Source organism: Saccharothrix longispora (genome assembly GCF_031455225.1).
Taxonomy (GTDB): Bacteria; Actinomycetota; Actinomycetes; order Mycobacteriales; family Pseudonocardiaceae; genus Actinosynnema; species Actinosynnema longispora.
Genome location: NZ_JAVDSG010000001.1, coordinates 678,217 through 693,208, shown reverse-complemented (window position 1 = coordinate 693,208; position 14,992 = coordinate 678,217). Strand labels below are relative to the sequence as shown.

The 14,992-nt window shown below is 71.7% G+C and carries 12 protein-coding genes; 2 read left to right on the top strand and 10 right to left on the bottom strand.

Translation table 11 applies throughout. The features are described 5' to 3' along the window. Positions 1-2: 2 nt before the first annotated feature. Positions 3-386 carry an MmcQ/YjbR family DNA-binding protein gene (locus tag J2S66_RS03060; protein WP_310303523.1) on the bottom strand — a complete coding sequence of 128 codons (384 nt, stop codon included), beginning with the start codon at positions 384-386 and terminating at the stop codon, positions 3-5. 187 nt (positions 387-573) lie between these two features. After that, entirely contained in the window at positions 574-1,155 is a 582-nt protein-coding gene (locus tag J2S66_RS03055) for a LysE/ArgO family amino acid transporter (protein WP_310314630.1), read from the bottom strand. Between the two features lie 72 nt (positions 1,156-1,227). Between J2S66_RS03055 and J2S66_RS03050 the strand changes: the two genes are divergently transcribed. Both J2S66_RS03050 and J2S66_RS03045 read left to right on the top strand, forming a co-directional pair. Continuing rightward, positions 1,228-2,091, top strand: a complete 864-nt coding sequence (locus tag J2S66_RS03050) for a LysR family transcriptional regulator ArgP (RefSeq protein WP_310303521.1) — start codon at positions 1,228-1,230, stop codon at positions 2,089-2,091. A 202-nt stretch (positions 2,092-2,293) separates the two neighbouring features. Further along, positions 2,294-4,987, top strand: a complete 2,694-nt coding sequence (locus tag J2S66_RS03045) for a GH92 family glycosyl hydrolase (protein ID WP_310303519.1) — start codon at positions 2,294-2,296, stop codon at positions 4,985-4,987. A gap of 68 nt (positions 4,988-5,055) precedes the next feature. Here the strand turns inward: J2S66_RS03045 and J2S66_RS03040 are convergent, their stop codons facing one another. The 8 genes from J2S66_RS03040 to mmsA all read right to left on the bottom strand — a co-directional run bounded on the left by J2S66_RS03040 (position 5,056) and on the right by mmsA (position 14,986). Then, entirely contained in the window at positions 5,056-5,871 is an 816-nt protein-coding gene (locus J2S66_RS03040; protein ID WP_306745239.1) for a carbohydrate ABC transporter permease, read from the bottom strand. Further along, positions 5,868-6,800, bottom strand: coding sequence for a carbohydrate ABC transporter permease (locus tag J2S66_RS03035; protein WP_310303518.1), 933 nt, complete (start codon positions 6,798-6,800; stop codon positions 5,868-5,870). The genes J2S66_RS03040 and J2S66_RS03035 overlap by 4 nt, the downstream gene beginning before the upstream one ends. After that, positions 6,797-8,095, bottom strand: a complete 1,299-nt coding sequence (locus J2S66_RS03030; RefSeq protein WP_310303516.1) for an ABC transporter substrate-binding protein — start codon at positions 8,093-8,095, stop codon at positions 6,797-6,799. Before J2S66_RS03030 ends, J2S66_RS03035 begins: the two co-directional genes overlap by 4 nt. A 687-nt stretch (positions 8,096-8,782) precedes the next feature. Further along, on the bottom strand, positions 8,783-9,556 hold the full coding sequence (locus J2S66_RS03025; protein WP_310303513.1) for a DeoR/GlpR family DNA-binding transcription regulator: 774 nt from the start codon (positions 9,554-9,556) through the stop codon (positions 8,783-8,785). A 136-nt stretch (positions 9,557-9,692) separates the two neighbouring features. Further along, a complete protein-coding gene (locus tag J2S66_RS03020; protein ID WP_310303511.1) occupies positions 9,693-10,796 on the bottom strand; it encodes a hypothetical protein in 1,104 nt (367 codons plus the stop codon). A 183-nt stretch (positions 10,797-10,979) separates the two neighbouring features. Further along, positions 10,980-12,197 carry a C39 family peptidase gene (locus J2S66_RS03015; protein WP_310303509.1) on the bottom strand — a complete coding sequence of 406 codons (1,218 nt, stop codon included), beginning with the start codon at positions 12,195-12,197 and terminating at the stop codon, positions 10,980-10,982. Positions 12,198-12,248: 51 nt separating this feature from the next. Further along, entirely contained in the window at positions 12,249-13,463 is a 1,215-nt protein-coding gene (gene mmsB, locus J2S66_RS03010) for a multiple monosaccharide ABC transporter permease (protein ID WP_310303506.1), read from the bottom strand. Further along, the gene (mmsA, locus tag J2S66_RS03005; protein WP_310303504.1) at positions 13,460-14,986 is read right to left on the bottom strand and encodes a multiple monosaccharide ABC transporter ATP-binding protein; all 1,527 of its coding nucleotides are present in this window, start codon (positions 14,984-14,986) and stop codon (positions 13,460-13,462) included. The genes mmsB and mmsA overlap by 4 nt, the downstream gene beginning before the upstream one ends. Positions 14,987-14,992: the final 6 nt, after the last annotated feature.

Sequence of the window (14,992 nt, the reverse complement as noted above, 5' to 3'; positions counted from 1 at the left end):
CGTCACCGCCGGAAGTCGCGCACCAGGCGCTTGGGGGCGCGGCACAGCCACGCCTCGGTGAGCAGTTCGCCCAGCTCGTCCGCCGCGATGTCGTCGAGGCGGACGAGCACGGCGGCGTAACCGTCGAAGTGCGGGGTGGTGAAGTAGACCGCCGGGTCGTCCGCGACCAGCGCCTGCTTCACCCCCTCGTCCGCGACGCTCACCCCGAGGACGGGGCCAGACGGGGCCGCGTCGCCCAGGACGTCGCGGTCCTTCCCGCGCAGCGGCCGGTCCCAGGCGAACGCCTTGTCGTTCACGCGCCACGCGGGCAGACCCTCGTAGCTCGGTCGCTCCGCCGTCTCCGGCAGCGCGAGGGCGAGCCGCCGCACGTCGTCCCAGGTAGCCATGGGGCCAGACGATAGCCCCGGAAACCCGTGGGCGAGGCCAACACGCGCAGGCGCCGTTGGCACCACCGGCATCGACGACGCCAACGGAGTAGCGATCACGCCCTTCACCGGGGCGGCCACTTCGCCGTCGTGGAGGTGCCCGACCTGTTCGCGCGACGTCGCCGCCTCCTCCGCCGGTCGGACCCGATCAGAGGACCAGCGAGATCCCGGTCGCCGTGACCACCACGGCGACCGCCGCGTCCAGCACCCGCCACGCCGCCGGGCGCGTGAACGTCCCCGACAACCGGCGCGCGCCGAACCCCAGGACGCTGAACCACAGCGCGCTCGCGGCCATCGCCCCCGCGCCGAACCACCACCGGTCACCGCCGAACCCGGTCGACGCGGTGCCCAGCAGCAGCACGGTGTCCAGGTACACGTGCGGGTTGAGCCACGTCAGCGCCAGGCACGTCACGATCGCCGCCGACGCCGCCCCGCCCAACTGCAACGCCGCCGGCCGCAGCACCCGGCGCGCGGCCAGCACCCCGTACCCCACGAGGAACGCCGCACCCACCCAGCGCACCACCGTCAACGCGGTCGGCCACGCCGTGAGCGCCGCGCCCACACCGCCGACGCCCAGCGCGATGAGCAGGGCGTCGGACCCGGCGCAGATCGCGACGACCGCCGGCACCTGCTGCCGCAGGACGCCCTGCCGCAGCACGAGGGCGTTCTGGGCGCCGATCACGACGATGAGGGACAGTCCGGTGCCGAGCCCGGCGAGCAGCGCGTACATCACACCGGGAACGGTAGGAACCCGGCCGCCACAAGACCAGCTGAAGTTCCTTACGTATCATCAGCAGTCGTGATGCTCGACCCGGAATGCGTGCGCACCCTGCTGGCCGTGGTGGACGAGGGCACGTTCGACGCCGCCGCCAAGGCCCTGCACGTCACGCCCTCCGCCGTCAGCCAGCGCGTCAAGCAGCTGGAGCAGCGCACCGGCCGCGTGCTGCTGGTGCGCGCCAAACCCGCCCGGCTCACCGAGTCCGGCGCCGTCATCGCCCGCTACGGCCGCCAGCAGGCCCTGCTCGACCACGACGCCCTCAGCGCGCTCGGCCTCGTCGAGGACCCCACCCCGGTCGCCGTCGCGGTCAACGCCGACTCGCTGTCCACCTGGTTCCGCCACGTCGTCAGGGAACTCGCCGGCGACGACGGGCTCGTGCTGGGCGTGCGCCGCGACGACCAGGACCACACCGCCGACCTGCTGCGCCAGGGCCTCGTCGTGGCCGCCGTCACCTCGTCCCCCCGACCGGTGCAGGGCTGTCGCGTCCGCCCGCTCGGGAGCATCCGCTACCACGCCGTCGCCTCGAAGCGGTTCGTCCGCCGCCACCTCGACACCGGCACGCCGCTGCACGAGGCCCCCGTCGTCGTCTTCGACGAGAAGGACGACCTCCAGGACGCCTTCTGCCGCGCCGAGACCGGGCACCCCGCCTCCGCCGGTCGCCGCCACCACCTGCCGGACGGGCACGTGTTCGAGGACGCCGTCGTGTCCGGCGCGGGCTGGGCGCTGCTCACCGAGCACCAGATCGCCCGCCACCGCGGCCTCGTGCACCTCGCCCCCGACCGGCCGGTCGACGTACCCCTGCACTGGCAGCAGTGGAAGCTCGACTCGCCGCCCCTGGCCCGCGTCGCCGACGCGGTCCTCCGTGCCGCCGCCGCGGAACTGCACTGACCCGGACCCGGACCGGGTCGGGACCATTGGTATCGACTTGCACTGAAATCATCAATATGGGTGAATTTCCGTCTCGGCTGTCCGGTGGACGGGCCGGGCCGGCGGCGTTCGCCCGCGCAGCGGTTCCGCCACGAGGGCGCCCACCGGGAGAATCAAGCCCTGACAACGTTGTCAGCGCTTCCTCTCCCTGTCGGAGGAACACATGCGTCTCCGCTCCGCGGCAGTCGCCGCACTCACCCTGACCGCGCTCGCCACGCCGATCACCGGCACGGGCGCCGCCCCCGCCCCCTCCGCCACCGATCCCGCCCAGCACGTCAACGCGTTCGTCGGCACCAAGCCCGGCGGTCCCGACTTCGGGCACGGCGGCGGCGGGGGCAACACCTTCCCCGGCGCCGTCGCGCCGTTCGGCATGCTCCAGTGGAGCCCCGACACGGTCACCCACCAGCACGGCGGTTACCACTACGACGACAACCGCATCCGCGGGTTCAGCCTCACCCACCTGTCCGGTCCCGGGTGCAGCGACTTCGGCAACGTCCCGTTCATGCCGTCGCTGGGCACCGCGCCGGTCGCGCACTCGACGTTCTCGCACGCGAACGAGCAGGCGTCACCCGGCTACTACTCGGTGCGGTTCGACAACGGCATCCGCACCGAGCTGACCTCGAACCAGCGCTCCGGCGTCGCCCGCTTCACCTACCCCGCCGGGCAGCGCGCCTCGCTCGCCGTCGACGCGGCACGGGCGTTCAACGCCGCCTCGGGCTCGATCACCGTCGGCACCGACAGCCTGTCGGGCTACACCGACAGCGGCGGGTTCTGCGGCGCGGGCAACCGGTACCGACTGCACTTCCACGTCGCCTTCGACCGGCCCTTCGCCGGCGCCGCGACCGTGCTGGACGGGCAGGTGCGCGAGGACCTCGCGGTGGAGGGCGACAGCGGCACCCCCTCGCCGCCCGCGCCGAAGACCGCGCAGACCCAGGGCGTGCCCGCGCCGAGCGCGACGTCCGAGGACGTGCGGCCGCTCGCGGCGGCGGCGTTCGTGTCGTTCGACGCCACCACCGTGACCGCCCGCGTCGGCATCTCGTTCGTCAGCCTCGACGGCGCGAAGGCGAACCTGGCCGCCGAGACCGGCACGAGGTCGTTCGACGAGGTCCGCACCGCCGCCCGCGCCGCGTGGAACGGGTGGCTCGGCCGGATCGACGTCACCGGCGGCACGACCACGCAGCTGCGCACCCTCTACACCTCGCTCTACCACTCCCTGCTGCACCCGAACGTGTTCAGCGACGTCACCGGGCAGTACACGGGCTTCGACCGGCAGGTGCACACCACCACCAGGACGCAGTACGCGAACTTCTCCGGCTGGGACGTCTACCGCTCGCAGGTGGCGCTGATCGCGCTCCTGGCGCCCCGGGAGGCGGCCGACATCGCCCAGTCCGCGGTCAACCAGGCCGCGCAGGGCGGCTACTTCGACCGGTGGACGGTCGCCAACGGCGGCACGGGCGTCATGAACGGCGACCCGATGGCGATCGTCGTGTCCACCGCACACGCGTTCGGCGGCACGGGGTTCGACACGGCGGACGCGCTGCGCCGCGTGGTCGCCGGGGTGGACGACGTCCGCCAACGGCCCGGCTGGCTCCAGTTCGACGGCTACGGCTACGTGCCGACCGGGCTGCCCGACGTGTGGGGCTCGGCGGCGACGACCCTGGAGTACACCAGCGCCGACTTCGCGATCTCGCAGTTCGCCGCCCGCCTCGGCGACGCGGCCACCGCGGAGCGCTTCCTGCGCCGCGCGCAGAACTGGCGCAACCTGTTCGAGTCGGGCGGCAAGTACCTCAAGCCGCGCAACACCGACCTGAGCTGGCCGTCGTTCAACCCGGTGCAGGAGAACGAGTACGTCGAGGGCAACGCCGCGCAGTACACGTGGATGGTGCCCTACAACCACCGCGGCCTGTTCGACGCGATGGGTGGCGACGCGGCGGTCGTGTCCAGGTTGGACACCTTCTTCACCGAGCTGAACGCGGGCCCGAAGAAGCCGTACGCCTACCTGGGCAACGAACCGACGCTCAACACGCCCTGGGCCTACGCCTACGCGGGCGCGCCGCACAAGGCGCAGGACGTGGTGCGCCGCGCGTTGACGTCGATCTTCACGCCGGTCCCGGAGGGGCTGGTCGGCAACGACGACCTGGGCCAGATGTCGTCGTGGGCGGTGTGGGCCGTGCTCGGCCTGTACCCGCAGGCCCCCGGCCGGGCCGACCTGGTGGTGGCGAGCCCGCAGTTCCCGTCCACGACGGTCAGGCGCGGCAACGGCGCGACCATCACCATCACCGCGCCACAGGCGTCCGACGCGAACAGGTACGTGCAATCGCTGCGCGTGAACGGCGCGGCGTCCACCCGGCCGTGGCTGCCCGCGTCGTTCGTCGCGCAGGGCGGCGCGCTCGACTTCACCCTGGGCGCCACCGCCTCGACCTGGGGTTCGGCGCCGGCCGACGCGCCGCCGTCGTTCGACGTGGGGCCGGTCCCGGCCCGGTCCGGCGCGGTCGGCGGCCTGTCGTCGAAGTGCCTGGACGCGGAGCCGGCGGGGCCGACCGACGGCGCGCCCGTGCGGCTGTGGGACTGCAACGCCTCGGCGGCGCAGCAGTGGACGCTGGCGCCCGACGGCACCCTGCGCGCCCTGGGCCGCTGCCTGGACGTGAGCGGCAGTTCGCGGGCGAACGGCGCGAAGGTGCAGCTGTGGACGTGCAACGGGACGGGGGCGCAGCAGTGGTGGCCGAAGGGCGGGACGCTGGTCAGCCCGGCGTCCGGCAAGTGCCTGGACGTGCCGAACAGCGACCCCGCGAACGGCGTTCAGCTCCAGCTCTACACGTGCAACACGAGCACGGCGCAGCAGTGGCGGGTGCCGTAGGGAGGTGAGTGGCCGGTCGCCACGGCTCTCCCGACACGTGACGACCGGCCGCAGCAACCGCGAGGCGCCTACTTCACTCCGCCCGCGGTCAGGCCCGCGATGATCCTGCGCTGGAACAGCAGGACCATGACGACCAGCGGCACGGTGACGACCACGCCGGCCGCCATCTGGGTGCCGAAGGGCTGGTCGAACCCGTACGCGCCGGTGAACCGGGAGATGGCCACCGTCGCCGTCTGCATCGAGCTGTCGTTCACCATCGACAGCGCGATGATGAACTCGTTCCACGCCGCGATGAACGTGATGATCGCGGTGGTGAACACGCCCGGCGCGGCCAGCGGCAGGATCACCTTGCGGAACGCCTGGCCGCGCGTGCAGCCGTCGATCATCGCCGCCTGCTCCAGCTCCTCGGGCATCTGCCGGAAGAAGGCGGTCAGGTTCCACACCGCGAGCGGCAGCGCGAAGGACAGGCTCGGCACGATCATCGCCTGGTAGGTGTTGATCCAGCCGATGTCGGTGAACAGCGCCAGCAGCGGCACCAGCAGCGAGATGCCGGGGAACATGGACGTGGCGATGATCAGCGCCGCGACCGCGTTCTTGAACCGGAAGTTCAAGCGCGCCAGGGCGTACGCCGCCGAGACGCCGATGATCAGCGTCAGGATCGTCGTCACCCCGGCCACGACCAGGCTGTTGAGCAGCGACCGCCCGAACCCGACACCGGGCGCGAACACCGCCGTGAGGTTGTCCAGCGAGAACGGCGACGGCAGCAGCGTCAGCTCGAACTGGTCGGCCGGCCGCCGGAACGCGGACACCGCCATCCAGTAGAACGGCGCCAGGCAGTAGACCAGGATCAGGCCCAGCCCGGCGTACTTCAACCCGGCCTTCATCTCCGCGCCCTTTCCCGTGCGGCGCCGATGACGTCCGCACCCAGCAGCCGCACGAACACCAGGGCGGTGATCGCCACGTACAGGAACAGCACGGTCGCGTACGCCGCCGCCGGCCCGAACCTCAGGCTGGACGCCTCGTCGAACGCCACCATGGACAGCGTCTCGACCGACTCCTTGCGCTGCCCGATGAGCACGAACGGCAGGTCGAACATGCGCAGCGCGTCGAGCACCCGGAACAGCACCGCGACCAGCAGCGCGGGCTTCACCAGCGGCAGCGTGATGCGCCAGAACTGCCGCCACGGCGACGCGCCGTCGACGCGGGCGGCCTCGTACACGTCGTTCGGGATGATCTGGAGGCCGGCGAGCACGAGCAGGCCCACGAACGGCGCGGTCTTCCACACGTCGGCGAGGACGACCGCGAACTTCGCCTGCCAGCCCTCGGTGGTCCACAGGATCTGCTGCCCGATGACGGCGTTGGCCACGCCGTCGGCCTGGAAGATCCACTTCCAGAGCAGCGCGGACACCGCGGTCGGCACCGCCCACGGCACGAGGATGCCGGCCCGCACGACGCCGCGGAAGCGGATCGCGTGGTGCATCACCAGTGCCATGCCGACGCCGATCAGCACCTCCAGGGCCACCGTGACGACGGTGAACAGCGTGGTGTTGCCGAACGCGTTCCAGAACCGCGTCGCCGACTCGCCGGCGAAGATGGAGAGGTAGTTGTCGAGGCCGACGAACTGGGTGCCCTCGACGACGAACCCGCTCTCGTCGAGGTCCGAGCCCTCCCGGAACACCGACTCCCGCAGCGCCGCCACCAGCGGGTACCCGACCACGAGGCCGAGCACCACGAACGTCGGGGACAGCAGCGCCGCGGCGAGTCGCCCCGCGCCCGAGGTGGCACCCCGGGCGCGGCGGGCGACCGCCGTCACTTGATGAGCTCCTGCAACTTCGCCTGGAGGTCCTTGAGCGCCTGCTCACTGGTCTTCGTGCCGGTCAGGGCGGCGTACGCGGCCTCCTGGACGGCCGTGGTCACGTCGCCGTACCGGACCGCCTGCGGGCGGGGCTTGGCGGACAGGATCGACGCCTTCAGGGTCGGCAGGTACGGGAACTTCGCGATCAGCTCCTCGTCGTCGTACAGGCTCGCCAGGGTCGGCGCCTGCGACGTGGCGAGCAGGTTGGAGCGCTGCGCCTCCTCGCCGACGAAGAACTTGATGAAGTCGAGCGCGGTGGCCTGGTTCTTGCCGAACGCGGAGATCGCCAGGTTGTGGCCGCCGAGGGTGGAGCTGCCGGGGCCGTTCAGGCCGGGCAGCGGGGCCACGTCGAACTTGCCCGCGACCTGCGAGGAGCCGTCGGTCTTGCCGGCGAGGTTCCACTGGTAGGGCCACTGGCGGTGGAACAGCAGCTCGCCCGCCTGGAACGCGCGACGGCCCTCCTCCTCCTTGTAGGTGATGGCCTTCTCCGGGATGATGCCCTGCTGGAAGGCGGTCACCAGCGCGTCGAGACCCGCCTTGGCCTCGGGCGAGTCGACGACCGGCTTGCCGGTGGAGTCGACGACCTCGCCGCCCGCGGAGTGCACGGCCTCGTCGAAGTTGACGGTGAGGCCCTCGTACTTCTCGAACTGGCCCGCGTAGCAGCCGATCGCGGGCTGGCTCGCCCTGACCGCCTGGCAGGTGCTGATCAGCTCGGCCCACGTCGTGGGCGGCTTCGCGCCGGCGGCGTCGAGCAGGTCCTTGCGGTAGTACAGCAGGCCGCCGTCGGAGTAGGCCGGCGCGGCGTAGAGCTTGTCCCGGTACTGCGCGGTCTTGATGGCCGGTTCGAGGAACTTGTCCACACCGAACTGGTCGGCGGGCAGTTCGACGACCCAGCGGTTGGCCGCGAACTCGGCGGTCCACACCACGTCGAGGTTGAGGATCGTGTACGCGTCGGACTTCACCTGCGCGTTCTGCACCATCTGCTGGCGCTGCGCGTCGGCGGACTCCGGCAGCTCGATGATCCGGACCTTCTCGTCCGGGTGCGACGAGTTCCACTGGTCGACGAGCTTCTGCATGTTGCCGGAGGTGTCCTTGCCGGTGGCGAACGTGACTTCGCCCCGGCCCTGGAGCGCACCGGCGGGCTGCTCGCCCCCTTCCCCTCCGCTCCCGCAGGAAGCGAGGAGAACTGCTGCTCCCAGCGCCGCCACGACCCTGGCAACAGGGTGTCGCAACGCCTTTGTCCGAACGCCCATCACGGTGACTCCCATCGATCCACGTCCTGCTCTCCCAAGCGGACCGGGGCGCTGGCACGGCCGACTACCTCGCCGGTCAGCAGGGTTCCCCGATCGCCGTTCGCGCCGGCCGGCACGTCCACCCCGGTGCGGGTGGACCGCTCGGCCGACTGCCGCGCCGCGGTGGGGCTCCCGTCCACAACGGACGTCGGCGGCGGGTCGTCGACACCCGTCACCGCGACGTCCACCACCGGCCGGAGCCCTTGCCGGCGCGCTGCACGCAGCACACCTACCGCACGTCGATCACCCGCGCGATGATCACGTCCCGCGAGACTTCGGGTTCCTGAAGTGCCCGCGCCGCGCGACCCCCGCCGGCGGGGGTCGCGGTCGACTGCGTCGTCGAGCACGGGGGCGTCCACGGCACGTCGTGCTACCAGACCGGCGCGACCACCGGCGCCGTTTCCGGTGAAGTGCGAGGCGGCTCGACCCGACCGGCCCAGTCCGGCGGTGGCGGGGCGGGTCGTCACGGGGGCGCCGGGACGCGTCATGGCCTGGTCCTCCCCCTCCCCGCTGTCGTCACGGAGCGCACCGCCCCGGTCACCCGAGTGGCGGTTTGACGACCTGAAATCGGCGCACACTGTGTCCCGTGCCACAACGCTGCGTCAAGGAGTCCGGTGTTCCCGTGATCGGACCGCAACGGAGGGGGTGTCAGACGCGCACGACCTCCACGCCGCGCTCGCCGAACCGGCGGACGTCCTCCTCGGTCGCGCCGGTATCGGTCACCAGCACGTGCACCAGCCCGATGGGGCAGATCTCGGCGAACGCCCGCGCACCGATCTTCGACGAGTCGGCCACCACGACCACGCGGTGCGCGCGCTCGGCGAGCATCCGGTTCACCTCGGCCTCGCCCTCGTGGTCGGCGTACGCGCCCGCGTCGGGGTCGATCGCGTCCACGCCGAGGAACACCACGTCCAGGTTCAGCCCGCCGAGGATCCTGCCCGCCAGGGGGCTCACCAGCTCGTAGGACTGCGGCCGGGCCACGCCGCCCGTGACCACCAGCTTCACCCGGGGCCGCACGGCCAGCTCGCCGGCGATGTTCAGCGCGTTGGTGACCACGGTGAGCACGCCGTCGGCGTCGGCGTTCGCGACCAGCGCCCGCGCCACCTCGGTGGTGGTCGTGCCGCCGTTCATGCCGACCACCGCGCCGCGGCCCACGCGTTCGGCGGCGGCCTTGCCGATCCGCTGCTTCTCCCCCGCCCGGCGCACGGTCTTGTACCGCTGGGGCAGGTCGTAGGCGACCTCCGGGTGCGCGACCGCCCCGCCCCGTGTCCGGCTGAGCAGCCGCTGCCCCGCCAGGTGGTCCAGGTCGCGGCGGATGGTCGCCCCGGAGACGGCCAGTTCGGCGGCGACCTCGTCGACCTCGACCCTGCCCCGCTCGGCCAGCAGTCCCAGCAGTGCGTTCAACCGCTCGTACCGGTTCACCCGGCCACCTCCAGCCCCAGGGTCAGTGCAGATTACTGATGGGTCGGGGTGAGCGGAACGGTTCTGCGGACGCCGGCCGGGACGCGCGGGCGGCCCCGTCCACGCGGGTCGTCCCGGTCGTCCCGGCCGGCGGGGGTCAGCAGACGCTCTGGCTGCTGTTGACCAGCGTGTTGTTGCGGAAGGTGGTGTTGGTGCCGCACGGGCTCTCGCGGATCGCGGAGTTCGTCACCCGCAGGTTCTGCACGACGATGTCGCGCGTCACCGGGAACTCGGAGCGCGCGGCGAGCCGGATGTCGCCGGGGCCGGTGACCGTGCCGCTCTGCGCGGCGAGGTTCACGTTGTAGCAGTTCTCGATGAGGATCGAGTTGCTGCCCGTGTTGGCGATGTCGATCCGGTCGATCTGGAGGCCGCCGCTCTCCGAGACGCAGAAGATGCCCCGGCCGCCGCCGCGGGCGATGACCTGGCCGACCCGGACGTTGATCGGGTAGCCGTCGCCGACGCGGCCGTTGCGGTTGGCGGTGCGGAACGCGGCGTAGCCGGTGCCCGCGCCCGCGTTGTCGGCGTCGACCGTGCCGACGGTGGCGTTGATGGTGTCGTTGAGCAGCAGGCCGGACTCGCCGACGCTGCGCGCCACGACGGTGCCGATGGTCAGGCCGTCGAGGCCGTAGGTCTCCACCGCGTGCGAGCTGGCGCCCTGCACGTAGGCGTAGTCGAGGCGGATGTTGCGGCTGCGCTGGCTGGTGTCGCCGCGGTTGTCGATGCGGACGCCGAGGCCCCTGGACAGGCGCATGTTCACGGTGCCGATGACGACGTTCACGACGTTGCGCATGAAGATGCCGTACACCGGCGTGCCGGTCAGGGTGAGGTTCTGGACCTCGATGTTGCTCACGCCCCGCGCGTACACGGGGGCGTAGTCGCCGGACCCGGAGCCGGAGACGTTGATGGTGCCGCAGACGTCGAGCGTGGTGTAGCTGCGCATCGAGTACCGCTCGCCCGCCGGGATGGTGCCGGAACCCCGGACGACGATGCGCTCCTTGGTCGTGCGGTTCGCGGTGAGGCTGTCGTTGGCGGCCTGCATCGCGGCGCGCAGGCTGCTGCCGGTGTACACGGTACGGCTGCCGTTGCGCGCGGTCCAGCTGCTGCCGGAGCCGGTCACCTCGGCGTTGAACGACCCGTCGCCGCAGGCGGCCTGCGCCTGCGGCGAGCCGACCGTCAGGAGCGCCGCGGTCAACGCTGACACGGCGAGTAGTGATCTCATGGAGCGGTCTCCTTGGTAAGCGCTTTCCCGTTGCGGCGGCGGATCTCCTCGCGGTCCGGGTGTGGGATCGCCTGGGAACGCTCCCAGGCGATGCTCCAGTCAAGCGAAGGCACGCGACCGCGTCAACCCCCGCCCACGTGGGCGGAACCGGGCGGCGTCCCCGTCTCACTTGGTGACGAGGTAGGCGATGCCGCCCGAGCCGCCGGCCACGGTGCCGTCCGCGCGATACCGCTTGGTCCTCAGCCAGATGTTCTCGAACTGCCTGCGGTCGTAGACCCGGCGCACGGCCGCGTTGGACGGCGACGCCGGGTCGTTGGCGATCACGTCGCCCTCCTCGGTGAACCCGACGACGACCATGATGTGGCCCGCCGTGCCGTAGCCCGCCCCGTCCAGCTCGTCCTCGCGGAACGACTGCGAGGTGATCACCGGGACGCCCCTGGCGATCCAGGACTCCAGTTCGGACAACGACCGCAACCGGGTGACGTGCGCCCGGAGCCCGAAGCTCGCCGCGTAGGCGGTGTTGAACGGCCAGTTGCCCGCGCCCCGATAGTCGTGGTCGTAGGTGTGCCGGGCGGCGTGGTCGACGACGCGGTCGGCGTGCCCGGGGTCCACCCAGGACAGCTCGTCCTCGGTCGGGCCGCGCCCGTGGTACTCCACGACCATGGTGGTCGACGTCGGGCTGCACCACGCCTCGCCACCGCCGTCGTACTCGGGGTAGTGCCCCTCGTGCACGTTCTGCGAGTACCGCGGCACGGGCAGCTCGATCCCCCGCGCGACGCCCGGCGCGCTCGCGGGCACCTCGAACCGGTCGGGTACGGCCGAGGCCATCGCGCCCGCCATCCGCAGCAGCGGGGTCGCCGTCGTCCCGGCGGCCCGGTACAGGGTGACGCGCAACCGGTAGGCGCGCAGCGGCCGCTCCGCGACGAACGTGTCGACGTCGACGTGGCCGTGCTCGTCGCCCTCGTCGGGCACGCTCGTCCGCGCCACGTCGGCGTCGCCGAGCGCCCACCGGCCCATCACGTACCAGGAGGTGCCCTCGTCACCCGGCCCCACCCGGCCGAACTCGACCTGGAGCCACGTTCCGGCGGGGGTGGCGGCGTTCCACGAGGCGACCGCCTGCGTGGCGTCGAACCCGGTGGCGCGGCGCGGCGAGGTCCACCGGGCGTACTCGTACGCCCGACCGCCGTGCTCCAGCACGCCGACGGGGCGGCGCACGACGAGGCCGCCGCTCGCGAACGCGGTGCCCTCGTGCGTGCCCACGAGGAGCTGCGCCGACCGCCATTCGCGGTAGTCGACGCGAGCGCCCTCGGCCACCGCGACCGGGGTCGCGGCGAGACCGAGGGCGAGGGCGGCCAACAGGACCCTGATGCCGGAGGCGGTCATGTCGGCGATTGTCGCGCCGGTGCTACACCGTGTAATCAACCAACCAGGTGGTCATGCGCGGCGCTTCGTCCAGACGTCGTAGGCGACGGCGGCGAGCAGCACCAGGCCCTTGACGAGCATCACCTGCTCACTGGGGGACCCGATCAGCGACATGCCGTTGTTGATCACGCCCATGATCAGGCCGCCGGTGATCGCGCCGACCACCTTGCCCACGCCGCCCTGCACCGCCGCGCCGCCGATGAACGCCGCCGCGATGGCGTCCAGCTCGAACGACGCGCCCGCGGTCGGACCGGCCTGGTTGAGCCGGCCCGCGAAGATGATGCCCGCCAGCGCCGCCAGCACGCCCATGTTCACGAAGATCCAGAACGTGACCTGCTTGACCTTCACGCCGGACAGCGTCGCCGCCTGGAGGTTGCCGCCGATGGCGTAGATGTGCCGGCCGAACACCGACCGGTTCGCCATCACCGAGTAGCCCATCACCAGCACGGCCAGCAGCACGAGCACCCACGGCAGGTTGCGGAACCGGGCCAGCTGCACCACCACGGCCAGCACGACCACCGCCGCCAGCACGATCTTCAGCACGAACACCGGGAACGGGTCCACGACCTGCCCGTAGCCCAGCCGCGCCTTGCGCCGCAGCCACTGGTTGAACGCGAACCCGGCCACCAGCGCCACGCCGACGAGGAGGCTGACCAGGTCGGCGCCGCCCAGCGGGCCGAGGCCGACGTTGCCCAGGTAGCCCGAGGTGAAACCGTTGGCCAGCGTCCGGATCTCGTCCGGGAACGGCCCGATGCCCTGGTTGCCCAGCACGGTCAGGGTCAGCGCCCGGAACACCAGCATGCCCGCGAGCGTCACGATGAACGCCGGGATGCCGAAGAACGCCACCCAGTAGCCCTGGGCCGCGCCGATCACCGCCCCGGCGACCAGCGTGATGAGCACCGCGAACGGCCACGGCACGTCCATCTGCACGGTGAGCACCGCGCAGATCGCGCCCGTCAGCGCCACCACCGACCCGGCCGACAGGTCGATGTGCCCGCCGATGATCACCAGGATCATGCCGATCGCCAGGATCAGCACGTAGGAGTTCTGGACGATGATGTTCGAGATGTTCTGCGGCTGGAGCAGCGCGCCGTCGGTCAGCACCGCGAACAGCGCGACGATGAACGCGAACGCCACGTAGATGCCGGACTGCCGGATGTTGATCGTGAACCGGCGCTGCGGTCCTGCCTGCGCCTTCACCGGCGGTGGGGCGGTCTTCGCGGTCATGAGGTCTGTCCCTGGGTCATGTGCTGCATCAGGCGTTCCTGGGTGGCTTCGGCGCGGGTCAGCTCACCGGTGACGCGGCCCTCGGACAGGGCGTACACCCGATCGCACAGGCCGAGCAGCTCCGGCAGCTCGGAGGAGATGACCAGCACCGCGCGCCCCTCGGCGGCCAGTTCGTTGATGATGGAGTAGATCTCGTACTTCGCGCCCACGTCGATGCCGCGGGTCGGCTCGTCCAGGATCAGCACGTCCGGGTCGGTGAACATCCACTTCGCCAGGACGACCTTCTGCTGGTTGCCGCCGGACAGCGTGCCCACCGTCGTGCCGACGCCCGGGGCGCGGATGCCCATGGACTTCCGGAAGCGCTCGGCGACCGAGTACTCCTCGTTCTCGTCCACCCAGCCGCGCGTGGCCAGCTTGCCGAGCCCCGCCGCGGACACGTTGCGCTTGATGTCCTCGATGAGGTTGAGGCCGTAGCGCTTGCGGTCCTCGCTGACGTAGGCCAGGCCGTGCCGGATGGCCTTGCGGACGGTGCGCGTGTCGATCTCGCGCCCGTCCTTGAGCACCCGCCCGGACACGCCCACGCCGTACGTGCGACCGAACACGCTCATCGCCAGCTCGGTGCGCCCCGCGCCCATCAGGCCCGCCAGGCCCACGATCTCCCCGCGCCGCAGCACGAGGTTCGCGCGGTCCACGACCACCCGGTCGGGCTGGGACGGGCTGTGCACGGTCCAGTCCTCGATCCGCAGCACCTCGTCGCCCACCCGCGGGGTGCGCGGCGGGAAGCGGTTCTCCAGGTCGCGGCCGACCATGCCCGCGATGATCCGGTCCTCGGTCACCTCCTTCGCGGGCAGCGTCTCGATCGTGCGACCGTCGCGCAGGATCGTGATGCTGTCCGCGATGCGGGTGACCTCGTTGAGCTTGTGCGAGATGATCACCGAGGTGATGCCCTCGTCGCGCAGGCCGTCGAGCAGGTCGAGCAGGTGCGCGGAGTCGTCGTCGTTCAGCGCCGCGGTCGGCTCGTCCAGGATCAGCAGGCGCACGTCCTTGGCCAGCGCCTTGGCGATCTCCACCAACTGCTGCTTGCCCACGCCCAGCTCGTCCACCGGCGTCGTCGGGTTCTCCCGCAGGCCCACGCGGGCGAGCAGCTCGCCCGCCGCGTGGTTGGTGCGGTTCCAGTCGACGAACCCGCGCGTGGCCCGCTCGTTGCCGAGGAACAGGTTCTCCGCGACGGACAGCTGGCCGCACAGCGCCAGCTCCTGGTGGATGATCACGATGCCGCGCCGCTCGCTGTCGCGGACGCCGCCGAACGAGCACGGCTCGCCCTCGAACGTGATCTCGCCCTCGTAGGACCCGTGCGGGTGCACGCCGGAGAGCACCTTCATCAGCGTCGACTTGCCGGCGCCGTTCTCACCGCAGATCGCGTGGATCTCACCGCGCCGCACGGCGAGCGAAACGTCGTGCAGCGCGGTGACCCCGGCGAACCGCTTGGTGATGCCGCGCATCACCAGGATGTCGTCGGACATGATCCG

Coding starts and splice junctions, on each gene's coding strand:
- J2S66_RS03060 (WP_310303523.1), bottom strand. CDS start 386: ATGGCTACCTGGGACGACGTGCGGCGGCTCGCCCTCGCGCTGCCGGAG.
- J2S66_RS03055 (WP_310314630.1), bottom strand. CDS start 1,155: ATGTACGCGCTGCTCGCCGGGCTCGGCACCGGACTGTCCCTCATCGTC.
- J2S66_RS03050 (WP_310303521.1), top strand. CDS start 1,228: ATGCTCGACCCGGAATGCGTGCGCACCCTGCTGGCCGTGGTGGACGAG.
- J2S66_RS03045 (WP_310303519.1), top strand. CDS start 2,294: ATGCGTCTCCGCTCCGCGGCAGTCGCCGCACTCACCCTGACCGCGCTC.
- J2S66_RS03040 (WP_306745239.1), bottom strand. CDS start 5,871: ATGAAGGCCGGGTTGAAGTACGCCGGGCTGGGCCTGATCCTGGTCTAC.
- J2S66_RS03030 (WP_310303516.1), bottom strand. CDS start 8,095: ATGGGCGTTCGGACAAAGGCGTTGCGACACCCTGTTGCCAGGGTCGTG.
- J2S66_RS03015 (WP_310303509.1), bottom strand. CDS start 12,197: ATGACCGCCTCCGGCATCAGGGTCCTGTTGGCCGCCCTCGCCCTCGGT.
- mmsB (WP_310303506.1), bottom strand. CDS start 13,463: ATGACCGCGAAGACCGCCCCACCGCCGGTGAAGGCGCAGGCAGGACCG.
- mmsA (WP_310303504.1), bottom strand. CDS start 14,986: ATGTCCGACGACATCCTGGTGATGCGCGGCATCACCAAGCGGTTCGCC.